The sequence below is a fragment of the Streptomyces sp. AgN23 genome (genome assembly GCF_001598115.1).
Lineage (GTDB): Bacteria > Actinomycetota > Actinomycetes > Streptomycetales > Streptomycetaceae > Streptomyces > Streptomyces antimycoticus.
In genome coordinates this window covers 6,181,508-6,203,467 of record NZ_CP007153.1, presented here as the reverse complement: position 1 = coordinate 6,203,467, position 21,960 = coordinate 6,181,508, and the positions used below count along the sequence as shown (strand labels likewise).

The 21,960-nt window shown below is 71.1% G+C and carries 21 protein-coding genes and 1 pseudogene; 11 read left to right on the top strand and 11 right to left on the bottom strand.

Annotated elements, in window-relative coordinates; all coding sequences use genetic code 11:
- Positions 1-84: 84 nt before the first annotated feature.
- The 3 genes from guaB to AS97_RS27000 form a co-directional block, all read right to left on the bottom strand.
- A complete protein-coding gene (gene guaB / locus AS97_RS27010) occupies positions 85-1,587 on the bottom strand; it encodes an IMP dehydrogenase (RefSeq protein WP_014054235.1) in 1,503 nt (500 codons plus the stop codon).
- Between the two features lie 150 nt (positions 1,588-1,737).
- On the bottom strand, positions 1,738-2,349 hold the full coding sequence (locus AS97_RS27005) for a sigma-70 family RNA polymerase sigma factor (RefSeq protein ID WP_059148917.1): 612 nt from the start codon (positions 2,347-2,349) through the stop codon (positions 1,738-1,740).
- A gap of 290 nt (positions 2,350-2,639) precedes the next feature.
- Complete coding sequence (locus tag AS97_RS27000; protein ID WP_003948568.1) at positions 2,640-3,251, bottom strand: response regulator transcription factor; 612 nt, start codon at positions 3,249-3,251, stop codon at positions 2,640-2,642.
- Between the two features lie 408 nt (positions 3,252-3,659).
- On the opposite strand from AS97_RS27000, the gene AS97_RS26995 reads away from it, so the two are divergent.
- On the top strand, positions 3,660-3,974 hold the full coding sequence (locus AS97_RS26995; RefSeq protein ID WP_210565799.1) for a WhiB family transcriptional regulator: 315 nt from the start codon (positions 3,660-3,662) through the stop codon (positions 3,972-3,974).
- A gap of 70 nt (positions 3,975-4,044) precedes the next feature.
- On the opposite strand, the gene AS97_RS26990 is transcribed toward AS97_RS26995, so the two are convergent.
- Positions 4,045-4,947, bottom strand: a complete 903-nt coding sequence (locus AS97_RS26990; RefSeq protein WP_086706651.1) for a LysR family transcriptional regulator — start codon at positions 4,945-4,947, stop codon at positions 4,045-4,047.
- Positions 4,948-5,027: 80 nt separating this feature from the next.
- Between AS97_RS26990 and AS97_RS26985 the strand changes: the two genes are divergently transcribed.
- Positions 5,028-5,705, top strand: coding sequence for an MOSC domain-containing protein (locus tag AS97_RS26985; protein WP_210565798.1), 678 nt, complete (start codon positions 5,028-5,030; stop codon positions 5,703-5,705).
- A gap of 83 nt (positions 5,706-5,788) precedes the next feature.
- Positions 5,789-6,562: an SDR family oxidoreductase gene (locus AS97_RS26980; protein ID WP_059148919.1), complete on the top strand. Its 774-nt coding sequence runs from the start codon at positions 5,789-5,791 to the stop codon at positions 6,560-6,562.
- Positions 6,563-6,820: 258 nt separating this feature from the next.
- Here the strand turns inward: AS97_RS26980 and groL are convergent, their stop codons facing one another.
- From groL to AS97_RS26965, 3 genes are all read right to left on the bottom strand, one after another.
- Positions 6,821-8,446: a chaperonin GroEL gene (gene groL / locus AS97_RS26975; RefSeq protein ID WP_059148920.1), complete on the bottom strand. Its 1,626-nt coding sequence runs from the start codon at positions 8,444-8,446 to the stop codon at positions 6,821-6,823.
- Positions 8,447-8,537: 91 nt separating this feature from the next.
- Positions 8,538-8,846, bottom strand: a complete 309-nt coding sequence (groES, locus tag AS97_RS26970; RefSeq protein ID WP_014054228.1) for a co-chaperone GroES — start codon at positions 8,844-8,846, stop codon at positions 8,538-8,540.
- A 321-nt stretch (positions 8,847-9,167) separates the two neighbouring features.
- A complete protein-coding gene (locus AS97_RS26965) occupies positions 9,168-10,175 on the bottom strand; it encodes a polysaccharide deacetylase family protein (protein ID WP_247204497.1) in 1,008 nt (335 codons plus the stop codon).
- On the opposite strand from AS97_RS26965, the gene AS97_RS26960 reads away from it, so the two are divergent.
- Together AS97_RS26960 and AS97_RS26955 are read left to right on the top strand one after the other, a co-directional pair.
- Positions 10,167-11,348 carry a class I SAM-dependent methyltransferase gene (locus tag AS97_RS26960; protein ID WP_086710254.1) on the top strand — a complete coding sequence of 394 codons (1,182 nt, stop codon included), beginning with the start codon at positions 10,167-10,169 and terminating at the stop codon, positions 11,346-11,348. The two genes, AS97_RS26965 and AS97_RS26960, sit on opposite strands and share 9 nt — an antisense overlap.
- A gap of 156 nt (positions 11,349-11,504) precedes the next feature.
- Positions 11,505-12,914 (top strand): acyltransferase, encoded by a 1,410-nt coding sequence (locus AS97_RS26955; protein WP_059148923.1) that lies wholly within the window; start codon positions 11,505-11,507, stop codon positions 12,912-12,914.
- Positions 12,915-12,923: 9 nt separating this feature from the next.
- On the opposite strand, the gene AS97_RS26950 is transcribed toward AS97_RS26955, so the two are convergent.
- Complete coding sequence (locus tag AS97_RS26950) at positions 12,924-13,415, bottom strand: ATP-binding protein (protein WP_086710253.1); 492 nt, start codon at positions 13,413-13,415, stop codon at positions 12,924-12,926.
- Between the two features lie 158 nt (positions 13,416-13,573).
- Here AS97_RS26950 and AS97_RS26945 point away from each other — a divergent pair, with 158 nt between their 5' ends.
- The 4 genes from AS97_RS26945 to AS97_RS26930 all read left to right on the top strand — a co-directional run bounded on the left by AS97_RS26945 (position 13,574) and on the right by AS97_RS26930 (position 16,000).
- The gene (locus tag AS97_RS26945; protein ID WP_059148925.1) at positions 13,574-14,425 is read left to right on the top strand and encodes a helix-turn-helix transcriptional regulator; all 852 of its coding nucleotides are present in this window, start codon (positions 13,574-13,576) and stop codon (positions 14,423-14,425) included.
- Positions 14,426-14,435: 10 nt separating this feature from the next.
- A complete protein-coding gene (locus AS97_RS26940) occupies positions 14,436-14,648 on the top strand; it encodes a DUF397 domain-containing protein (RefSeq protein WP_125761931.1) in 213 nt (70 codons plus the stop codon).
- A gap of 82 nt (positions 14,649-14,730) precedes the next feature.
- Positions 14,731-15,567, top strand: coding sequence for an arylamine N-acetyltransferase (locus AS97_RS26935; RefSeq protein WP_210565797.1), 837 nt, complete (start codon positions 14,731-14,733; stop codon positions 15,565-15,567).
- Between the two features lie 100 nt (positions 15,568-15,667).
- Complete coding sequence (locus AS97_RS26930; protein WP_059148928.1) at positions 15,668-16,000, top strand: hypothetical protein; 333 nt, start codon at positions 15,668-15,670, stop codon at positions 15,998-16,000.
- Here the strand turns inward: AS97_RS26930 and AS97_RS26925 are convergent.
- Positions 15,958-16,668, bottom strand: coding sequence for a hypothetical protein (locus AS97_RS26925; RefSeq protein ID WP_059148929.1), 711 nt, complete (start codon positions 16,666-16,668; stop codon positions 15,958-15,960). The genes AS97_RS26930 and AS97_RS26925 overlap by 43 nt on opposite strands.
- Before the next feature lie 208 nt (positions 16,669-16,876).
- Between AS97_RS26925 and AS97_RS26920 the strand changes: the two genes are divergently transcribed.
- Positions 16,877-17,734 carry a polysaccharide deacetylase family protein gene (locus AS97_RS26920; RefSeq protein WP_210565796.1) on the top strand — a complete coding sequence of 286 codons (858 nt, stop codon included), beginning with the start codon at positions 16,877-16,879 and terminating at the stop codon, positions 17,732-17,734.
- A gap of 69 nt (positions 17,735-17,803) precedes the next feature.
- Here the strand turns inward: AS97_RS26920 and AS97_RS26915 are convergent.
- A pseudogene (locus tag AS97_RS26915) lies at positions 17,804-17,992 on the bottom strand (histidine kinase dimerization/phospho-acceptor domain-containing protein); the annotation flags it as partial.
- Between the two features lie 27 nt (positions 17,993-18,019).
- Positions 18,020-18,925 (bottom strand): alpha/beta hydrolase, encoded by a 906-nt coding sequence (locus AS97_RS26910; protein WP_125758280.1) that lies wholly within the window; start codon positions 18,923-18,925, stop codon positions 18,020-18,022.
- A gap of 94 nt (positions 18,926-19,019) precedes the next feature.
- On the opposite strand from AS97_RS26910, the gene AS97_RS26905 reads away from it, so the two are divergent.
- A complete protein-coding gene (locus tag AS97_RS26905; RefSeq protein WP_210565795.1) occupies positions 19,020-21,719 on the top strand; it encodes a BTAD domain-containing putative transcriptional regulator in 2,700 nt (899 codons plus the stop codon).
- Positions 21,720-21,960 lie beyond the last annotated feature (241 nt).

The following is a 21,960-nucleotide window of genomic DNA, read 5'->3' as shown; positions in this document are numbered from 1 at the left end:
GTGGGTGCCTTTCCCTGTTCACGAACAGCCGTCCCAGTATCCCTGCCCGGACCTGCGCAGGGCCGCCCGGGTGAACGGCGCGGGTCAACGGCCGGAGTAGTTCGGCGCCTCGGTGGTCATCTGGATGTCGTGCGGGTGGCTCTCCTTGAGACCCGCCGAGGTGATCCGCACGAAGCGGCCCTTCTCCTTCAGCTCCGCCACATTGGCCGAGCCGACATAGCCCATCGACGCCCGCAGACCGCCCACCAGCTGGTGCGCGACCGAGGCCAGCGGACCACGGTAGGGCACCTGGCCCTCGATGCCCTCGGGGACCAGCTTGTCCTCGGAGAGCACATTGTCCTGGAAGTAGCGGTCCTTGGAGAACGAGCGGGCCTGGCCGCGCGTCTGCATCGCGCCCAGCGAACCCATGCCCCGGTAGGACTTGAACTGCTTGCCGCTGATGAAGACCATCTCGCCCGGCGACTCCTCGCAGCCGGCCAGCAGGCTGCCCAGCATCACCGTGTCCGCACCGGCGGCGATTGCCTTGGCGATATCGCCCGAGTACTGCAGACCGCCGTCGCCGATCAGCGGCACCCCGGCCGCGTGGCAGGCCCGCGCCGCCTCGTAGATCGCCGTCACCTGCGGCACACCGATGCCCGCGACCACGCGCGTGGTGCAGATGGAGCCCGGGCCGACGCCGACCTTCACCCCGTCCACCCCCGCATCGATCAGCGCCTGGGCGCCGTCCCGGGTGGCGACATTGCCGCCCACCACATCGACCGAGATATTGGACTTGACCTTGGCGATCATGTCGAGGATGCCCCGGCTGTGGCCGTGCGCGCTATCCACGACCAGGAAGTCGGCGCCGGCCTCGACCAGCGCCTGCGCCCGCTCGTACGCCTCGTCGCCGACGCCGACGGCGGCACCCACGACCAGCCGGCCGCCCGCGTCCTTCGCCGCGTGGGGATACTTCTCGGCCTTCACGAAGTCCTTGACCGTGATCAGGCCCTTGAGCACACCCGCGTCATCGACCAGCGGCAGCTTCTCGATCTTGTGGCGGCGCAGCAGCTGCATCGCGTCCTCGCCGGAGATCCCCACCTTGCCGGTGACCAGCGGCATCGGGGTCATGACCTCGCGGACCTGGCGGCCCCGGTCGACCTCGAAGGCCATGTCACGGTTGGTGACGATGCCGAGCAGCTTGCCCACCGCGTCCGTGACCGGCACACCGCTGATGCGGAACTTCGCGCACAGCGCGTCCGCCTCGTGCAGCGTGGCGTCCGGCCGGACCGTGATCGGGTCGGTGACCATGCCGGACTCTGAGCGCTTGACGAGGTCGACCTGGTTGGCCTGGTCCTCGATGGACAGATTGCGGTGGAGCACGCCCACCCCGCCCTGCCGGGCCATGGCGATGGCCATCCGGGACTCGGTGACCTTGTCCATGGCGGCGGACAGCAGGGGCACATTCACCCGGACATTCCGAGAGACCCTGGACGAGGTGTCGACCGCGTTCGGCAGCACCTCGGAGGCGCCCGGCAGCAGCAGCACGTCGTCGTACGTCAGCCCGAGCATGGCGAACTTCTCAGGCACTCCGTCGACGTTGTCAGTCATGACACCCTTCCAAATGGTCTTGCCCCAGCGCGGACTCCCATGCTAACGGGCTCCCCGAGTGCCTCATTCCGCCCTGTGGATAACTTCTCAGTGAGCTGCTGAATACGGAAGGCACAACGAGGTAACGAGCGGGACCGGCAGGCCCTCGGCTCACTGCTCGGCGAGCGCCCGCAGTCTGCTCAGGGCCCGGTGCTGGGCGACCCGCACCGCTCCGGGGGACATGCCGAGCATCTGCCCGGTCTCCTCCGCCGTCAGCCCGACCGCGACCCTCAGCAGGACCAGCTCGCGCTGGTTCTCCGGAAGGTTGGCCAGGAGCTTCTTGGCCCATTCCGCGTCGCTGCTGAGCAGCGCCCGCTCCTCGGGCCCCAGCGAATCGTCCGGCTGCTCCGGCATCTCGTCCGAGGGGAAGGCCGTGGAGCCCGGGTGGCGCATGGCAGCCCGCTGCAGATCGGCGACCTTGTGGGAGGCGATGGCCACGACGAACGCCTCGAAGGGCTTTCCGGTGTCGCGGTAGCGCGGCAGCGCGCACAGCACCGCGAGACACACCTCCTGCGCCAGGTCGTCCACGAAGTGGCGGGCATCACCCGGAAGTCGGGACAGCCTCGTGCGGCAGTACCGCAGGGCCAGCGGGTGGACCAGGGCCAGCAGGTCATGCGTGGCCTGCTCGTCCCCTTCGGCGGCGCGCCCGACGAGGGAGCCGATCGGCCCCGTGCCCCCGGGAGCGCCCTTGGCGGCTCCTGGGTTCTCGTCGTCGCGCGGCATCCATCCATGGTGCCTCGGGCCCGGTGGCTCCGTGGCACCGCGTCCGTAGTTGTGCGCTGAAGCGTTATGAGCAGGTGCGCCGGCTGTCGTCACGTCCTGCGCTCTCCCCTCACGCCCGACCGACTCGTCCCCGAGGAACTCCACACCTTCAAGGATGCGGCATAGCGCGGGGAACTGACACAGGCCACCGCGACAGGGCCCGCCGCGCACGCTCTCGCCCCGCCCGCCACCCGGCGGGCGGGGACCGTAGCGCCCCCGCTGCGCAGCACGTCAGAACGGTCGTGGCCGAGTCAGCGGACCAGACCCCAGCGGAACCCTAGGGCCACCGCATGGGCCCGGTCGGACGCGCCGAGCTTCTTGAACAGCCGGCGTGCGTGCGTCTTGACCGTGTCCTCGGACAGGAACAGCTCACGGCCGATCTCCGCATTGGAGCGGCCGTGGCTCATGCCCTCGAGCACCTGGATCTCGCGCGCGGTGAGGGTGGGCGCGGCGCCCATCTCGGCCGAGCGCAGCCGACGCGGGGCCAGCCGCCAGGTGGGGTCGGCGAGCGCCTGTGTCACGGTGGCGCGCAGCTCGGCGCGCGAGGCGTCCTTGTGCAGATAGCCACGGGCGCCGGCGGCCACGGCCAGCGCGACGCCGTCGAGGTCCTCGGCGACCGTGAGCATGATGATCCGGGCGCCCGGGTCGGCGGAGAGCAGCCGCCGCACGGTCTCGACACCGCCGAGACCGGGCATCCGTACGTCCATCAGAATCAGATCCGAGCGGTCGGCGCCCCAGCGGCGGAGGACTTCCTCGCCGTTGGCCGCCGTCGTCACACGCTCGACGCCGGGCACGGTCGCCACCGCACGGCGCAGCGCCTCTCGGGCAAGCGGGGAGTCGTCGCAGACGAGGACGGATGTCATGGCCGTCCTCCGCAGCTGATGCGCGTCACCTTGAGCCTCCAGGCTGGTACATATCGTCACCTGAGCGATTGACAGCCCCGGATACCTGTCCGAGAGCTTTACCCATCAACCGCCTCCGCACTCTCAACGACGGTCACCCGAAAGAGTTACGGGGTTCGGCGGCCACCTTCGACACTCTACGTGAGGGCTTGGACACGGAGCAGCTTCGTCGCACAGGTCGCGCCCTTCGCGTCTCCCCCATAGGGCAGCCCCCGAGGCAGTCCCTTCGGTGGCATTTGGCGACCTTGCTTCCAATTTGCCGGTCTATGTGGCTAGATTCGCAATGAGTCATATTTACATCTACTTACACCGTAGGTGTACGACCCAGGACGCAGCGTCCGCAGCCGATCGCATCGAGGAGATAAGGCAATGGCAGATTTCTCCCGTCTTCCCGGCCCGAATGCCGACCTGTGGGACTGGCAGCTCCTGGCCGCGTGTCGCGGGGTCGACAGCTCGCTCTTCTTCCACCCGGAGGGGGAGCGCGGCGCTGCCCGCAGCGCACGCGAAATGTCGGCGAAAGAGGTGTGCATGCGCTGCCCGGTACGAGCACAGTGCGCCGCGCACGCCCTCGCCGTACGCGAGCCTTACGGCGTGTGGGGCGGGCTGACCGAGGACGAGCGCGAGGAGCTCATGGGGCGGGCACGCCACCGCGCGGTCGCCGGCACCGGGGCCCCCCAATCCTGATCGGAGCCCGGTCGCAGCCAATCGAAGAAACGTTCCTTCTATCCCCACCATCTGCGATGGGGCGCAACACTCACCTGCGGGCCGCCTGCTCCAGCCGGTCCAGCGTCGCCGCCACCGCCGGGACGCGGGCGAGATCGGGCAGCGTCAGCGCCACCACTTCCCGGCGCACCGCCGGTTCCACGTCCAGCGTCGTGGCGCCCTTGGTCCGTACGGACTCCAGCGCCAGCTCGGGCAGGACCGCGACCCCCAGCCCGGCCCCGACCAGGCCGATGACCGTCGGATAGTCGTCCGTGGCGAAGTCGATCCGCGGCGTGAACCCCTCGGACTCGCACACCTCCACCAGATGCCCCCGGCAGCGCGGGCAGCCCGCGATCCACGGCTCCCCGGCCAGCTCGGCGATCCCCACCGCCCCGGCGCCCGCGAGCTTGTGCCCCTCCGGCACCACGCCCACCAGCCGGTCGTTCAGCAGCGGCCGCAGGACCAGGTCGTCCCACTCGCCTGAAGCCTCCTCGCTCATCTGCGGATAGCGGAAGGCCAGCGCGATCTCGCAGTCGCCCGAACGCAGCATCTCCACCGAGCCCGGCGGCTCGGCCTCCACGAGCGAGACCCGCGTCCCCGGATGCGCCGCACGCAGCTCGGCGAGCGCCATGGGCACCAGGGTCGAACTGCCGCTGGGGAAGGACACCAGCCGCACCCGGCCCGCCCGCAGCCCGGCGATCGCCGCGACCTCCTCCTCGGCGGCGGTCAGCCCGGCCAGGATCCCGGTGGCATGCCGCACCAGCGCCCGGCCCGCCTCGGTCAGCCGCATCTCCCGCCCGCTGCGGATCAGCAACGGGGTGCCCGCGGCGCCCTCCAGGGCCTTCATCTGCTGGCTGACGGCGGGCTGGGTGCAGCCCAGCTCACGGGCGGCGGCGGAGAAGGAGCCGGTGGCGGCCACCGCGCGCAGCACCCTGAGATGGCGAGCCTCGATCATGCCTCCGAGCATAAGCGACCCTTGGGGATGGGCCGGGATACTACGTCGACGCTTTGACCGCACTGCCTTACGGTGCGGTCATGCTGCATACGCCACGTCCCCCCGCGATACTCACCGTGAACCTGGGCCGCGCGACGCCTGCCGACTACACCGACTGTCCCGGCGGCACCGGTATCGACAAGCGTCCCGTCGAGCGCCCGGTGCGGGTCTCGGCCCCGGGGCCGAAGGGCCAGGGCACCAGCGGTCTGTCCGGTGACACGGTCTGCGACACCCGCCACCACGGCGGCGACGACCAGGCCGTCTACGCCTACGCCCGGGAGGACCTCGACGTCTGGGAACAGGAGCTGGGCCGCGAGCTGGCCAACGGCGTCTTCGGCGAGAACCTCACCACCAGCGGCATCGACGTCAGCGGCGCCCTCATCGGCGAGCGCTGGCGGGTGGGGAACGAGCTGCTGCTGGAGGTGACCTCGCCGCGCATCCCGTGCCGCACGTTCGCGGGGTGGCTGGGCGAGCGGGGATGGGTCAAGCGGTTCACCCAGGCCGCCGTCCCGGGGGCGTATCTGCGGGTGCTCGAACCCGGCGAGATCCGCTCGGGCGACCCCGTCGAGATCGTGCACCGGCCCGACCACGAGGTGACGGTCGCCTTCCTCTTCCGCGCCGAGACCACGGAGCGGGAACTGCTGCCGAGGGTGCTGGCGGCGGGCGACGCACTGCATCCGGAGGCGCGGGAGGCCGCCCTCAAGTACCGGTCCAGCTGACGGAAGTGCTCATTCCGACCCAGATCGCTCGCGGTCCCGCTCGGCGGTCCACCGGGGCCTGCCGTGGCCGATAACGTGCGCGTATGACGACTGCATTGATTACCGGAACCACCGCGGGCATCGGGGCCGCCTTCGCGGGCCGGCTCGCCGCCGACGGGCACAATCTGGTGCTCGTCGCACGCGACGAGAAGCGGCTGCGGGAGCAGGCGGCGGATCTGCACGACCGGCACGGCGTGGAGGCCGACGTGCTGGTGGCGGACCTGTCCGAGGATGACGGAATCGCCGCGGTCGAAACGCGGCTCAGGGACCGCACCCACCCGGTCGATCTGCTCGTCAACAACGCCGGTTTCGGCAACCGCGACCGCTATCTGGAGGTGCCGATCACCGATGAGCTGCGGATGCTGAAGCTGCACTGCGAGGCGGTGCTACGGCTGACCAGCGCGGGCGCCGAAACCATGCGCGGCCGCGGCCGCGGCGGGGTGATCAACGTGGCGTCGGTCGCGGCCTTCTTCCCGCGCGGAACGTACGGGGCGAGCAAGGCGTGGGTCGTGCAGTTCACCCAGGGCGCGGCCAAGGACCTGGCGGGCGCGGGCGTACGGCTGATGGCGCTGTGCCCGGGGTTCGTCCGTACGGAGTTCCACGCGCGAGCGGGAATCAAGCAGGACAGCGTCCCGAGCTGGATGTGGCTGGACGCGGACCGGCTGGTCACGGCGGCCCTGAAGGATTTCGCCCGGGGCAAGTCCCTGTCCATCCCGGACCCGCGCTACAAGGCGATGTCAAGCCTGGCCAAGCTGGCCCCACGCTCGGCCCTCTCCACCCTCTCCTCCAAGGTCGGGCGCCCGCCGGCGAAGGCGTAGCCCGGGCCCCCGGGGGCCAATACCGAGTGCGGGCCGTGGGCGCCTCCGGCGGACAGCCCCCACCCCGCCCCTTCCCGCAGCATCAATATGCGGCTCCGCCGCGTGGGGAGGCTCCGCCCCCTCGCCCCCGCCGGGGGTCCGCCCCGGACCCCGCTCCTCAAACGCCGGAGGGGCTGAATTCGCACAACGAAGGCGCGGCCGCCCCCAGGGCGGCCGCGCCTTCGCACAGCAAGCAGCTGCGTGCAAAACGCCGGGGCGTCAGTGCGCGTGACCGTGGCCGTGGCCCCCGGCCTCAGCCTCTTCCTCGGCCGGCTTCTCGACCACCAGCGTCTCGGTGGTGAGCAGCAGCGAGGCGATCGACGCCGCGTTCTCCAGCGCGGAGCGGGTGACCTTGACCGGGTCGATGACGCCGGCCTTCACCAGGTCGCCGTACTCCTCGGTGGCCGCGTTGTAGCCGTGGCCCTTCTCGAGCTCGGCGACCTTCGAGGTGATGACGTAGCCCTCGAGACCGGCGTTCTCGGCGATCCAGCGCAGCGGCTCGACCGCGGCACGGCGGACCACCGCGACACCGGTGGCCTCGTCGCCCTCCAGGCCCAGGCTGTTCTCCAGCACCTTCGCGGCGTGGACCAGCGCGGAGCCACCACCGGAGACGATGCCCTCCTCGACCGCGGCGCGGGTCGCGGAGATGGCGTCCTCCAGACGGTGCTTCTTCTCCTTGAGCTCGACCTCGGTGGCCGCGCCCACGCGGATCACGCACACGCCGCCGGCCAGCTTCGCGAGCCGCTCCTGCAGCTTCTCGCGGTCCCAGTCGGAGTCCGTGGCCTCGATCTCGGCCTTGATCTGGTTGACGCGGCCGGTGACCTCGTCGCTCTTGCCGCCACCGTCGACGATCGTGGTGTCGTCCTTGGTGACGGTCACGCGGCGGGCGGTGCCCAGCACGTCCAGACCGACCTGGTCCAGCTTGAGGCCGACCTCTTCGGCGATGACGGTGCCGCCCGTAAGGGTGGCGATGTCGCCGAGCATGGCCTTACGGCGGTCACCGAAGCCCGGGGCCTTCACCGCGACGGCGTTGAAGGTGCCGCGGATCTTGTTGACGACGAGGGTCGAGAGGGCCTCGCCCTCCACGTCCTCGGCGATGATCAGCAGCGGCTTGCTGGCGTTGGCCTGGATGATCTTCTCCAGGAGCGGCAGCAGGTCCTGGATCGAGGCGATCTTGCCCTGGTGGATCAGGATGTACGGGTCCTCGAGGACGGCCTCCATCCGCTCCTGGTCGGTGACCATGTACGGCGAGAGGTAGCCCTTGTCGAAGGCCATGCCCTCGGTGAAGTCGAGCTCCAGACCGAAGGTGTTGGACTCCTCGACGGTGATGACACCGTCCTTGCCGACCTTGTCCATCGCCTCGGCGATCAGCTCGCCGACCTGCTTGTCCTGCGCGGACAGCGCGGCCACGGCGGCGATGTCGGACTTCTCGTCGATCGGGCGGGCGGTGGCCAGCAGGTCGTCCGAGACGGCCTTGACCGCCGCGTCGATGCCCTTCTTGAGGGCGGCCGGGGAGGCGCCCGCGGCCACGTTCTTCAGGCCCTCGCGGACCAGGGCCTGGGCCAGCACGGTCGCGGTGGTGGTGCCGTCACCCGCGATGTCGTTGGTCTTGGTCGCCACCTCCTTGACGAGCTGGGCGCCCAGGTTCTCGTACGGGTCCTCGATTTCGACCTCGCGGGCGATCGTGACACCGTCGTTGGTGATGGTCGGAGCACCGAACTTCTTGTCGATGACGACGTTGCGACCACGGGGGCCGATCGTCACCTTGACGGTGTCCGCAAGCTTGTTGACGCCGCGTTCGAGGGCGCGACGGGCGTCCTCGTCGAACTTCAGGATCTTCGCCATGAGTTGCGTATGTCCTCTCAAACGAACCGCGCCCCGACCCCGGTTTCAGACGCGGGCACCGGGGCACGGCTCATAGGCAAAACTTCGGTGATTACTTCTCGACGATCGCGAGGACGTCGCGAGCCGAGAGGACGAGGTACTCCTCGCCGCTGTACTTCACCTCGGTACCGCCGTACTTGCTGTAGAGCACGACGTCACCGACGGAGACGTCGAGCGGAAGGCGCTTGCCGTCCTCGAAGCGGCCCGGGCCCACGGCCAGGACGACGCCCTCCTGGGGCTTTTCCTTGGCGGTGTCCGGAATGACCAGGCCTGAGGCCGTGGTCTGCTCGGCGTCGAGCGGCTGGACCACAATGCGGTCCTCGAGCGGCTTGATGGCAACCTTGGAGCTGGTGGTCGTCACGATCCGACCTCCCCCTTCGGAGATCTCACGGGGTCAACTGTCTGAGGTGGCGACCAGGTGGATCCGTCGTCGCGGGTGCCGGACCTGCCCGTCGCTGTATCCCTTGGCACTCATCGGTCCCGAGTGCCAGCCTCGACATTATGACGCGGTTAGCACTCAGTCAACTAGAGTGCCAAGCGACGTGGTGGCGGACCGCTGTGCGGCACCTCGTCGGCGCCCCCTCCCGGCCCTGTGTCCGCCACGAGAACGTCGCGCTCCGGCCCGCGGCGCCTCCCGGCCCGGCCGGGTCCCCGACGCCTCCGGGACCGGAGCGCGGCGCCGTCAGATGTAGTCCTCCAACCGGGCCACCGTGAACCCCTGCGCCTGGATCTCCCGCAGCAGAGAAGTGATCATGTCGGTCATCGTCGCGCCCTTCGACAGGTCCGGGCCGCGGAAGTGGGCGAGGATGATGTCCCCGGGCCGGAGCCCGTCGCCCGAGCGGTACGCCAGCCCATCGGGCTCCATCTCGGCGCGCCACAGCACCACCTTCCGCAGTCCGCACTCCGCCGCCGCCCGCAGCGTGGTCCTGTCGTACTCCCCGTAGGGCGGGCGGAAGAGGCGGGGTTCGAGGCCGAGGCTGCGGTGGAGGACGTCCTGCTGGCCGCAGATCTCGTGGAGCTGGGTGTCATAGTCCTGGCCCGCGAGCTTGGGGTGGGTGAGGGTGTGGTTGCCGATCCGGTTGCCGAGTTCACGCAGTCGGCCGAAGTAGTCGTAGTGGTCGCCGATCACCTCGTCCTCCAGGAACTGCGTGAACGGCAGGCCGAGGTCCCGCGCCTGGTCGACGAAGGCCGGGTCCTTCTCGATCCCGTCGTCGAGCGTGAGGAAAACCACCCGATCGGTGGTGGCCACCCGGCGGATGACCGTCGGCAGCCCGGGTGTCGGCGGCCAGATCGCCGCGGGCGGCGGCTTGACGGCGGGCGGGCGCGGCGGCGGGGCCAGCGGCCGGTCGAGCCCCCAGCGGCGGTACGCACCGGGGAACGCCGCCGGGGCCGAGGGCGGCGAGCCGTCCTCGTGCCCGCTCCCGGACGTCGGCGCGCCGGATGTCCCGGACGGGGCGTGCGGGGCGGCGGAGGCCGACGACGGCGGATCGGCCGCCTTCCCCGCCCCGCTGTGCGGCCTCGGCGAACCGAGCGCCCCACAGCCGGTGAGCGCGACCGCCGCGGTGAGGACCAGAAACCTCGAAAGACCAGCTTTGATCATCATCACAGAAGTGATCTTCAGCTCCGCGGCGCGGACCCGCGCGCCGAGCGGGGTGCGAATGCCCCCCTGGGAGCGGGGAGAATGGGCCATGTGGACGTTGACGCCTTCGACTCACTGCTCGGCGACGAGGGGCAGGCGCTGCTCTCCGGACTCCGCGACTACGACCCGGCGAAGGAGCTCGCCACCGCGACGCGGCTGCGCCGGGACCATCCCCCGGCGCTGGTCTCGGCGGCCCTGACCCAGGCCACGCTGCGGCAGCGCGCGGTGGCCAAATTCGGCTCCGAGGACGCGCACCGCATGTACTTCACGCCGAACGGCGTGGAGCAGTCCACCCGCACCTCCGTCGCCGCGTACCGCGCCGCCCGCCTCGCGGAGTTCGGCGTCCGCCGCACGGCCGATCTGTGCTGCGGCATCGGCGGCGACGCGATCGCGCTCGCCCGCACCGGGATCTCCGTCCTCGCCGTCGATCGCGACCCGCTGACCTGCGCCGTCGCCCGCGCCAACGCCCAGGCGCTCGGCCTGGCCGAGCTCATCGAGATCCGCTGCGCCGATGTCACCGACATCGACACCCGGTCCTTCGACGCGGTCTTCGTCGACCCGGCCCGGCGCGGCGGCCGGGGCCGCGTCTTCGACCCCGAGGCGTACTCCCCGCCCCTCTCCTGGGCCATCGAGGCCGCCCGCACCACCCCGCGCGCCGCCCTCAAGATCGCCCCCGGCGTGCCGCACGAGGCGGTCCCCGAGGACGCGGAGGCCGAGTGGATCTCGGACCACGGCCAGGTGAAGGAGGCCGTCCTGTGGTTCGGCACCGCCCGCCCCGGGCTGCGCCGCGCCACCCTTCTGCCGAGCGCCCACTCCCTCGTCGGCACCCCGCACCTCCCCGCCCCCGAGCCCGGCCCGGTCGGCCGCTGGCTCTACGAGCCGGACGGGGCCGTCATCCGCGCCCATCTCGTCGCCGATGTCGCGGCCCGCGTCGGCGGCAGGCTGATCGACCCGACGATCGCCTACATCACGACGGACGAGCTGCGCCCGACGCCGTTCGCCACCGCGTACGAGATCACGGATGTGCTGCCGTTCAACCTGAAGCGGCTCAAGGCGCTGCTGCGGGAGCGGGAGGTCGGCATCGCGACCATCAAGAAGCGCGGTTCGGCGGTCGAGCCGGAGCAGCTCCGCAAGAAGCTCCGGCTCGAGGGCCGGAACGCCTGCACCATCGTGCTGACGCGCTCGAAGGGCTCCCCCACGATGCTTCTGGGGCACCCGGCCTAACACGGCCACGGCCCGCCGAGATAGATCGAGGCCGAACGGAAGGTGCGGAATTTCCCTAAACCCGGTTCCACTTCATGAGGCCGTTCGGGACCGGGGAGTTAGGGTCAACGCGTCGACGCGACAGCGTGTTCGGTCCCGACGAAAGAGCGTGTGAGTATGACGGCATCCGCCACCGAGAGCGGCGCCAAGCGAACGTTCACCGTGCGTGCCGGGGAGGCGAGCGGTGACCGCATACGGCTCAGCGTCTACGACATGCTCATCGGCCCGGTCTATACCCCGCGTGCCTTTTTCTACCGGGAGACGCTCGATGGCGAGGCGCTCCGCGCCTCCCTCGGCCGGACATTGCGCACCTTCCCGATCCTTTCCGGCCGCATGAAGAGGGATCCCGACGGCGGCCTCAGTGTGCTCTGCGACGATGGCGGTGTGCGCTTCGTCGAGGCACACGCATCCGAGCCCATGCCGGACTACGGGCCTCGCCATACGGCGAAAAAGGGACTGGAGCGCCATCTCAGCCACGCCATGCCCTTCTGGGTGGTTGACCGCGATACGCCGCTTTTCACGGTGAAGCTCACCCATATGAAGGGCGGGGGCTCCATCCTGGGCCTCACGATGAATCACGCCGTGGCCGACGGGTCCAGCTATATGAGCTTCCTGGAGAGCTGGGTGCGCGAGCACCGGGGCCTCGGATACCCCAAGCTCAGCCACGACCGCGGCGTCATCGACGCGCTCGGCGCCTCGGCCACGGGTGACACCCGTATGGGCGGTGCCCATCTCACGATCATCGGGCGGGGCCAGAAGTCCGCCTTCATCGGCCGCGCCCTGATGGGCAGCCTCGGCAATGTGACGACGGTGACCACCCGTTTCACGGCCGCCGAACTCGCCACCATGAAGGACACCGCGATGGCCGATCTCGCGGGCACGGAGCGGTGGGTGTCGACCAATGACGCGCTGACCGCCCATCTGTGGAAAGTGCTCGGCGAATTGCGTGACCGGCCCGACGCGAGCGAGGAAAGGCTCGGCCTCATCGCCGACTTCCGTTCCTTCGCCGGCGACGCCATACCGGATGACTACTGGGGCAACGCCGTCACCAACACCCGGCCCGGAATGCCCGCGGCCGAACTGCGCGCCCGCCCTCTCGGCGAGGTCGCCGCGGCGGTCCGCGCGGGCCATGCCGAGAACACGGAGGAGCGAATCCGCGAGGAAACGGCGTTTCTCTGTGCCGAACGCGATGCGGGACGCTTCAAGCGCGTCATGAACACCATGGGTCTGGACGCGTTCGACAGCACCATCGCGATCAACAACTGGTCGAAGCTCCCCTTCTACCGCATCGACTTCGGGCAGGGCACCCCGTTCTGGTACGACTTCACGTCGATCCCCATTCCCTGGACCGTGCACATAGCGCCGACCCCGGCCGATCAGAACGGCGCCCGCGATGTGCACATGGCCCTGCCACGCGCCCAGGCCCGGGCCCTTCAGGAGCCATCCTGGGCGAGCCGGTTCCACCGTTACGCGGAGTCCGGCGAGACATTTCCGCTGACTTTCATGGACGCCAAGGCGAAGCGGTGAGGCAAGCCGTCACCCCGTGAAAGGCCGAGGCTGATCCTCGGCCTTCTCCTCCTTGCCCGCGAGCTCGAACCAGACCCCCTTCGCATACGTGCCGACCGCGTCCCCCTCCGCCGTCCCCCACGCGTCGGCCAGGGCGGCCACCAGTCCGAGGCCGCGGCCGCGGAGACGATCGCCCTCGGGGAGCCGTGCGGCGGTGGGGAGTTCGGCGGAGGCGTCGTAGACCAGGACGCGGAAGCGGGGCGGCTCGATCACCACGCGCAGCATCAGGGGGTCGCCCTCGGCGTGCAGAAACGCGTTGGTGGCCAGCTCCGAGGTGCACAGCGACGCCGTGTCGACCAGTTCCTCCTGCCCCACGGAGTGCAGGACGCAGGCCACGAAATCCCGGCAGACCTTGGGGGACGTCGCGTGGCGGCTGCTCTGAAGGGTGTAGACGTACGGGTCCCTGGAGGGAACGGGCGGGCGGCGTGGGGGACGGTCGTCGGACTCGTGATCGGAATCCATGGGGCAACTCCCTGTGAGGGGGCCGACAGCGCGCGTACCGTTACGGCGATCAACGCGCAGTAGCGGCAACGCCACCTACGGTAGGGCAGCGGCGCAAACAACTGCTACGGCCCCGTTGAATTTCCCCGACAATTACTCCTTGAGGGTTATGGAGGACCATGCCACCCAGAAGCGTCCCGACCGCGCGCCAAGTCCGGCTCGGTACAGAACTCAGGAGGATGCGCGAAGGCGCGGGTCTCAGCATTCAGGAGGCCGCCGACCGACTGGGCATCAATCGCACCCACATCACCAACCTGGAGCTCGCGCGCTTCGGCGTGAGCGAGGAGCGGGTCCGGGCCCTCGCCGCCATCTACGCCTGCCCGGACAGCGCGTACGTCGAGGCGCTCGTCGCCATGACCCGGGAGCGCAAGGGCGGCTGGTGGGAGGAGTACCGGGGCCATATCGCCACCGGCGGGCTCGATCTGGCCGAGTTGGAGTACTACGCCACGAGCCTGCGCGTGCTCGAAATCATGCATATGCCCGGCCTGTTGCAGACGGAGGAGTACGCGCGGGCGGTGCTCGGCTCCACCGTCCCGCAGTGGTCCGCCACGGACCTGAGGCGCAGGCTCTCCCACCGCATGAAGCGCCGCGACATCCTGGACCGGGACGACCCGCCGTCGTGCACCTTCATCATCCACGAGGCGGCGCTGCGCATGCGGTTCGGAACGGACCTCGTCCTGCGCGCGCAACTGGACAGCCTGCTGGAGTCCTCCGAGCGGAAGAACGTCACCGTGCGCGTGCTGACCTTCGAGGCCGGAGGGTTCCATGTGCCCGGGCTCTCGGTCACCTACGCCCTGGGGGCGGTGCCCCAGCTGGACACCGCGCAACTCGACGCCGCCCACGGCCCGGTCTTCCTGGACGCGCAGTCCCAGCTCGTCAACCATCGTGGAGTCCTGGACCGCACCACCGAGGCGGCCCTCTCCGTGGAGGAGTCACGTGATTTCATTCGTGACATCGCTCAACAGACATGAAGGCGTGGAGATGACCGAGGTCAACTGGCAGAAATCCTCCTATTCCAGCGCGGGGGACGGAAACTCCTGCATAGAACTCGCCCTCATAGGCACCACCGTCGCCCTCCGCGAGAGCGACGACCCCCGCACCGTCCTCGCCACGACCCCCGTGAAGCTGGGAGCCCTGCTCCGGTCCATCAAGGCGGGCGAACTCGATCACCTCGCGGCGGCGCCGGAGGCGTAAAGGACCTACGTCCAGGGGACCAGATGCGGCCCCCACCATGAGCGGAGGCCGGTGCCGGGGCTGCGGCGCTACGGTCGGCAGCATGGAACCGGCCCGCACCAACCTCGATCTTGACGCCTATCTGGCCCGTATCGACTGGACGGGCGACCGGCGCCCCGCGCCCACCGTGGAGACGCTGCGGGCGGTGCACCAGGCGCACCTGATGTCCATCCCGTTCGAGAACCTCGAACCCCTCCTCGGCTCGGCCCCCTCCCTCGCCCTCCCCGACCTCGAGGCCAAGCTGGTCCGCAGTCGGCGCGGCGGTTACTGCTACGAGCACAACACGCTGCTGACCGCCGCCCTCACCGCCCTCGGCTTCGGCGTCACCGGCCTCTCCGGCCGCGTCCGGGTCGGCGCGGCCCCCGGGGCGGTGCGTCCGCGCACCCACATGCTGCTGCTGGTCGAGATTCCGGGCGAGGAGCGGCGTTACGTGGCCGATGTGGGCTTCGGCAGCATCGGCAGCCTCCTGGAGGCCGTGCCGCTCGTGGCCGGCACCGAGTTCGACGACGGCACCCGGCGCCATCGCTACATCCGCGAGCCGCACCCCGGCGGGCTGGAGGACCTGTGGGTGTTCCAGGCGTTCCTCGACGGCTCCTGGCAGGACCAGTACGCCTTCACCCGGGAGCCCTGCCATCCGTCCGACTACGTGGTGATCAACTGGTACGTCGCCACCAGCCCGCGCTCGCCCTTCCAGCACAGCCTCTACGTCCAGCGCGCCACCCTGGCCCGCCATCTCTCCCTGTCCGGGCGGACCCTCGTCGAGACCGGCTCCGACGGCACCCGTAAGGAGCGCCAACTCGCCGACAACGAGGAGGTGCTGGCCGTTCTCGCCACCGACTTTTGCATCGAATTGCCCCCGGACACGGTCCTGCCGGACTGACCTCCGGTAAGAAACTCCGGGTGACTCTCCACTCCGGCCCCGGTCATGGCACGATCATCCCGCGACTGGGCCGATGGGAGGATGGCAGAGACGGTGGAACATGAGTAATGACAAACTGTCCGTATCGGACCAGGATCTGTCGGATCTCATCAAAGACCTTGAGGGAATGCTCAGTTACCTTGAGGAACAGATCGAGCGTCTCGGCCACCTGAAGCAGTCGGTCGACCCGGACGACCACAAGGGGCCCGCCGCCGCCGCGTACAAGAAGCTGGAGCGCGACGCCTATATGGACGCCGTGCGGATCAGGCAGCTGCTGACCCGCATCGAGGAGGCGGCCAAGCAGCGCGGGGAGAGCCCGAACGAGCGGTACGAGGAGCTGCGGCACCGCTTTCAGTCACTGCAGAAGCCCTCGTCACAGAAGCCGTCGTCGTAGGGGGAGCCGGGACCGGGCGCGTCCGGAGCGCAGGCATCCCGGCCAAAGCCATCCGGAACGCCGGTGTCGGGGCGGAGTTCGCGGCTGACCAGGCGGTAGTAGTCGATCGCCTTGGCCATGCCGAGCGCCCCGGCGACCGCGAAGACGATGCCGATACCGGCGACGGTGCCGAAGCTCTCCGTACCGATGTCCGCGAAGACGGCGAACCCGCCCAGCGCCAGCCCGAGGCAGGTCAGCACGATGGACGGGCCCAGCCACAGGAGCGCTCCGCCGGAGACGCGCCAGTGCGGCAGCGTCTGGGGGTCACGCTCCAGCTCCGCCCAGTCGCGCAGGCACGCGCCCACGAAGACGTCGCGCCGGATGCCGGACGCCACCCCGAGGCTGGAGGGGACCGTGGCGCCCAGGGCGAGACCCAGGAAGATCACGCCCAGCACATGCTCGATGATCTCGCCCTTCACCAGGAACTGGAACCCCGAGACCGCGAGGCTCCACCCCAGCGCGAAGACGAGCGTGGACAGCCACAGCAGCAGCGCCCGATGCGGCGCCAGGTACCACCGCGCCAGCGCTCCCATCGCCCGCGCCCGCTCCTCGAGCAATCCGGCGCGGTCCTTCCACGGCCGCTCGTCCGGGCCGGGCGGCGGTGACGGAAGCTCGATGGGCGGCGTCATGACGTCCTTCCTCATGGCACTCATGGCACTGCTGGCGCACACGTCACACGTGGCACTCACAGCACAGCGGGTTGGCCTACGCAGTCTTTCAGCTCGCATGGTCACTCCTCATGCGAAGCCCCCGCTTGACCTTCTCACTGGTGTGAGGGTTTCACGATGTCCATCAAGCGAACCGAACCGCCGCACCGCACACCTGAGGTGAGCTCTGATGGACAACCAGCTCTTCGACTACAGCCCCATCGTCGAGCGCGCACCGATCCACTGGCCGGACGGCGCCCGCGTGGCCTTCTACCTCGGACTGAACGTCGAGCACTACCAGGTCGACCGCCCCTCGACGAGTATCTTCGCCGACACCAGGGCGCTGGCACCCGACCCGCTGAACTACGGGTGGCGGGACTACGGCCCCCGGGTGGGCATCTGGCGGCTGATCGAGAGCCTGGACCGGCACCAAGTGCGGGCGAGCGTGATGCTCAACTCCGATGTCGCCGCGCGCTACCCCCAGATCGTCCGGGCCGGCCGGGAGCGGAACTGGGTGTGGGCGGCGCACGGCAAGAACAACTCGATCCTCCAGGCGGACATGTCCCCCGAGGAGGAGCGCGCCTACCTCACCGAGGTGATCGACACCATCGAGAAGGCCACCGGCAGCAGGCCGCGCGGCTGGCTGGGACCGGCGCTGACCGAGACCTTCCGGACCCCGGAGCTCCTGGCCGAGCTGGGGCTGGGGTACGTGCTGGACTGGGCCAACGACGATCAGCCGTACCCGCTGAACGTGCCGGGCATGCTGAGCGTGCCGTATTCGATCGAGGTCAACGACGTCCAGATGTTCGTGGGCAAGAGCCTCAGCGGGCCGGACTTCGTCCGGATCGTCAAGGACCAGCTCGACCAGCTCTACGCCGACGCGGCCACCAGCGGCCGGGTGATGTCCCTGGTGCTGCATCCGTTCGTGATCAACCAGCCGTTCCGGCACCGATACGTGGACCAGGCGCTGGAGTACGTCGTGAACCACCCCGGGGTGTGGGTGACGACCAGCGACGAGATCGCCGAGCATTACGCCCGGACGGCGTGACGGCGTGACCGCGTGCGCCGAGGCCGGTCGGGACCACACCCCTTACGGGAAGCAGATCAGCCCGGATCACGCCACGCGTTCGGGGTCGGCGTCGGCCAGGCCGATCTCGGCGGCGGCCCGCTGGACGGCCAGCGGTGTGCGCAGCTCGTGCGCGGCGTTCGCCGCGCACCGCTGCAGGGCCGTCACCAGCTGTTCCAGCCGACCCAGCATCTGGTCGAAGGTGTCGGCCAGCGCCTTGAGTTCCCCGGGCGGCCCCGCCGAGTCCTCTCAGGCAGACGACAACTCCTAGCGGGAGAGGAGCGCCCGCAGCGCCTTGGCGATGTCGGCGGGTGCCTCCTCGGCCATGAAGTGGCCGTAGCCGACGGTGCGGTGCTCCAGGTCGTCGGCCCAGGCGCGCCACACCTCCGCCGCGTCATAGCCGAGGGCGGCGCCCCAGTCCTGCTGGAGCACGGTGAGCGGCATCGTCAGCCGGCGCCCGGCGTCCCGGTCGGCACGGTCGTGGTCGACGTCGACACCGGCGGAGGCGCGGTAGTCGGCCACGATCGAGGGCACCGCGGCGCGGCAGGCGTCCAGATAGGCGGTGCGGACCTCGACGGGGATGGCCCCCGGGTCGCCTGCCCACAGGTCGAGGAAGTGGCCGAAGAAGTCGTCGGAGCAGGCGGCGATCATCCGCTCGGGCAGCCCCGGGGGCTGGGCCATCAGATAGAGGTGAAAGCCGACCGCGGCGGTGGTGCCGCGCATCACGTCCCACATGTCGAGGGTCGGCAGCACGTCCAGGCAGGCGAGATGGGTGATCGCCGCGGGGTGGTCGAGGCCCGCCCGGAAGGCGACCAGGGCACCGCGGTCATGTCCGGCCAGGGCGAAGCGGTCATGGCCGAGGGCGCGGGCCAGGGCGACGATGTCGGCGGCCATGGTGCGCTTGGAGTAGGCGGCGCTGTCGGCATCGGTGTCGGCGTCGGCGCGGGCGTCGGCGGCCGGTTTGTCGCTGGCGCCGTAGCCGCGCAGGTCGGGACAGATCACGGTGTGGTCGGCCGCGAGGTCGGCGGCGACATGCCGCCACATCAGGTGGGTCTGCGGGAAGCCGTGCAGCAGCACGAGGGGGCTGCCCGAGCCCGCGACGGCCGCGTTCAGGGACACGCCGTCGGCGACGGGGACGCGCCGGTAGTCGAAGCCGGGGATGAGAAGGCCCATGTTTCCGCCCTTGCTCTGAATGATGGAGGTGACCAGGTGGCTGTCAGCCTGCCGGGTGCGGATGAGCATCCGATCAGCGCGCTACGGTGGCCGCATGCGGGTCGGGTTCGGGGTGCTGGGGCCGGTGGTGGCCTGGGACGCCGACGGGCACGCCATCGCGCTGAAGGGGCCACGGCACCGCGCCGTGCTGGCCCGGTTGATCGTCGCCCGCCGTCGCGTCGTACCCGTATCCCGACTGGTCGACGACCTGTGGACGGAGCCGCCTCCGGCGGCGGTCGGCGCGGTGCGTACGTTCGTGGCCGCGCTGCGCCGCGCGCTGGAGCCGCAGCGCCCGCCCCGCACCCCGGCCCGGCTGCTGGTCACCGAGGGGCCCGGATACGCGCTGCGCGCCGATGTGGACACGGTGGACGCCTGGCGCTTCGAACAGGACGTGTCCGCCGCCGCGACCCTGCCGCCGGACGGCGCGCTGCCCCGGCTGGAGCAGGCGCTGAGCCGGTGGCGCGGGCCCGCGTACGCGGAGTTCGCCGACGAGGACTGGGCCCGGGGCGAGCGCTCCCGGCTGGCGGAGCTGCGGCTGCACGCCGTCGAACGGCAGGCGGAGGCCCGCCTGGCGCTGGGCCGGGCCGCCGAGGCGGTGCCGGACCTGGAGGCGCATCTGGCCGAGCACCCCTGGCGCGAGGGCGCCTGGCGGGCACTGGCCCTCGCGCTGTACCGCACCGGCCGCCAGGGCGACGCGCTGGCGGTGCTGCGGCGGGCCCGGACGCTGCTGGTCGAGCAGCTGGGCGTGGACCCGGGCCCGGAACTGCGCCGCCTGGAGACGGACATCCTCGGCCAGGCGCCCCACCTCGACCCCGCCACGGCCCGGGGCGGAGCGGCCGCCCAGGTATGGGCGGAAGCGGCCGCCGCCTACGACCGCACGGTGGCCTCCGGCGCGCGGACCCGTCTGGAGTCCACGGTCGGCCTGCTCCGCGACCTCTCGATGACCGGAGGCGGCGGCCTGCGAACGGCCCGGCAGCAACGCGTGGCGGCGGTCGCGGCAGCGGAGGAACTGGGCGACCCGGAACTGACCGCCCGGGTGATCGGCTCCTACGACGTCCCGGCGATCTGGACCCGCTTGGACGACCCGGAACAGGCGGCGTCGATCGTCGCCGCGGCCGAACGCACGTTGGCCGCGCTCGCGGCCGGTCTCGGGGCGCCGGACGATCGGGCCCCTGCCGTTGAGCCCCCCGACCACGGGGCGCCCGGCCATGGGGCACCTGCTCACCAGACGCCCGGCCCTGAGGCCCTCGGCCACGGGGCACCTGCCCACGAGACGCCCGGCCCTGAGGCCCCCGGCCGAGGAGCGCCCAACCACGCGGCAACCGGCCACGAGGCACCTGCCCACGAGGCACCCGGTCCTGAGGCCCCCGGCCACGAGGCACCCGGCCAGGGAGGGCCCAGCCACGCGGCACCTGCCCACGAGACGCCCGGCCCTGAGGCCCCCGGCCAGGGAGCGCCCAACCACGCGGCACCCGACCACGCGGCAACCGGCCACGGGGCACCCGGTCCTGAGGCCCCCGGCCACGAGGCACCCGGCCAGGGAGGGCCCAGCCACGCGGCAACCGGCCACGGGGCACCCGACCACGAGACGCACGATCTTGAGCCCCCCGGCCAGGGAGCGCCCAGCCACGCGGCAACCGGCCGCGGGGCGTCCCACCACGGGGCACCGGGGCACGAGGGCCCTGCTCACGAGGCCCCTGGCCGCGGCACGCTCGGCCACGGCGCGCCCGAGCGCGCGGTGACCGGGCACGAGTTGCCCAGCCGCCGGACCTCCGGCTACGCGGCCGTCGCGCGTGGGAGCTCCGTCCCTGGGGGAGACCTCGACGCGCCCGACCACAGCACGCTCAGCACGCTGAGGCACGCGCCTAGGGGCGAGGCGGCGCCGCGTCATGAGGCGGTGCGGGCTCGGCTGTTGGCCACGATTGCCGTCGAGTCGCGTGGTGGTCGCTCCGAACGTGGCCGCCAGGCGGCCCGGCAGGCCGAGGAGATCGCCCGGCGGCTGGACGATCCCGCGCTGCTGGCGTTCGCCCTCAACGGCGTCTTCATGCAGACCTTCGACCGCGCGGGGCTGGCGCCGCGCCGGGACGCGACCGGGGCCGAGCTGATCGCCCTGTCGGAACGGCACGGCCTGGTCGCCTTCGAGGTGCTCGGCCATCTCATCCGGCTCCAGGCCCGCAGCGCGCTCGCGGACTTCGCGTCGGCCGACCGGCACGCGACCGCCGCCGACCGTCTGGGCGAGCGCCATGAGCGGCCGCTGGTCAGCGTGTTCACCGAGTGGTACCGGGCACTGCGGCTGGCGGCGACCGGGCAGGCCGCCGAGGCCGAGGCGGCCTACCGGGACGCGGCCACACGGCTGGACGGCGCCGGGATGCCCGGTCTGGCGCATGGTCTGCTGCCGCTCGCGCTGCTCTGTCTGCGCGTGGAACAGGGGCGCCCCGCCCCGACCGACGCGGACCTCGACTGGGGGCCGTACGCGCCCTGGGCCCGCCCGCTGGTAATGCTGGCCCAGGACCACCGCACTGAGGCCGCGGCGGCGCTACGCACGGTCCCGGAGCCGCCCCGCGATCTGCTGCTGGAGGCCCTGTGGTGCCTCACCGGCCGGGCGGCCATCGCCGTCGGCGACCGGGAGACGATGGCACGCGCCCGCGCCGCGCTGGCCCCAGCGGCGGCGGAACTGGCCGGGGCGGGCAGCGGCCTGCTCACCCTGGGCCCGGTCTCCCGGCACCTGGCCGATCTCACCGATGCCCTCCGGTGAGGAGGGTGAGGGCAGGGGCGGGAGCGGTAAGGCCGAGAGCGGTAAGGCCGAGAGGCGTACGGCCGGGACGGCACGGCCCGGGACAGCATGACGGCCAGGGTGCGCGGTAGGCCCGGGGCACCGGGTACGGCCGGGGCGGGCACCGCCAGGGCGCAGTACGGCCGGGGGCCACACAGCCGGGGCGCGCGGTAGGCCCGGAGGCCGCACAGTCAGGGCACGCGACACGACCAGGGCACGTCGC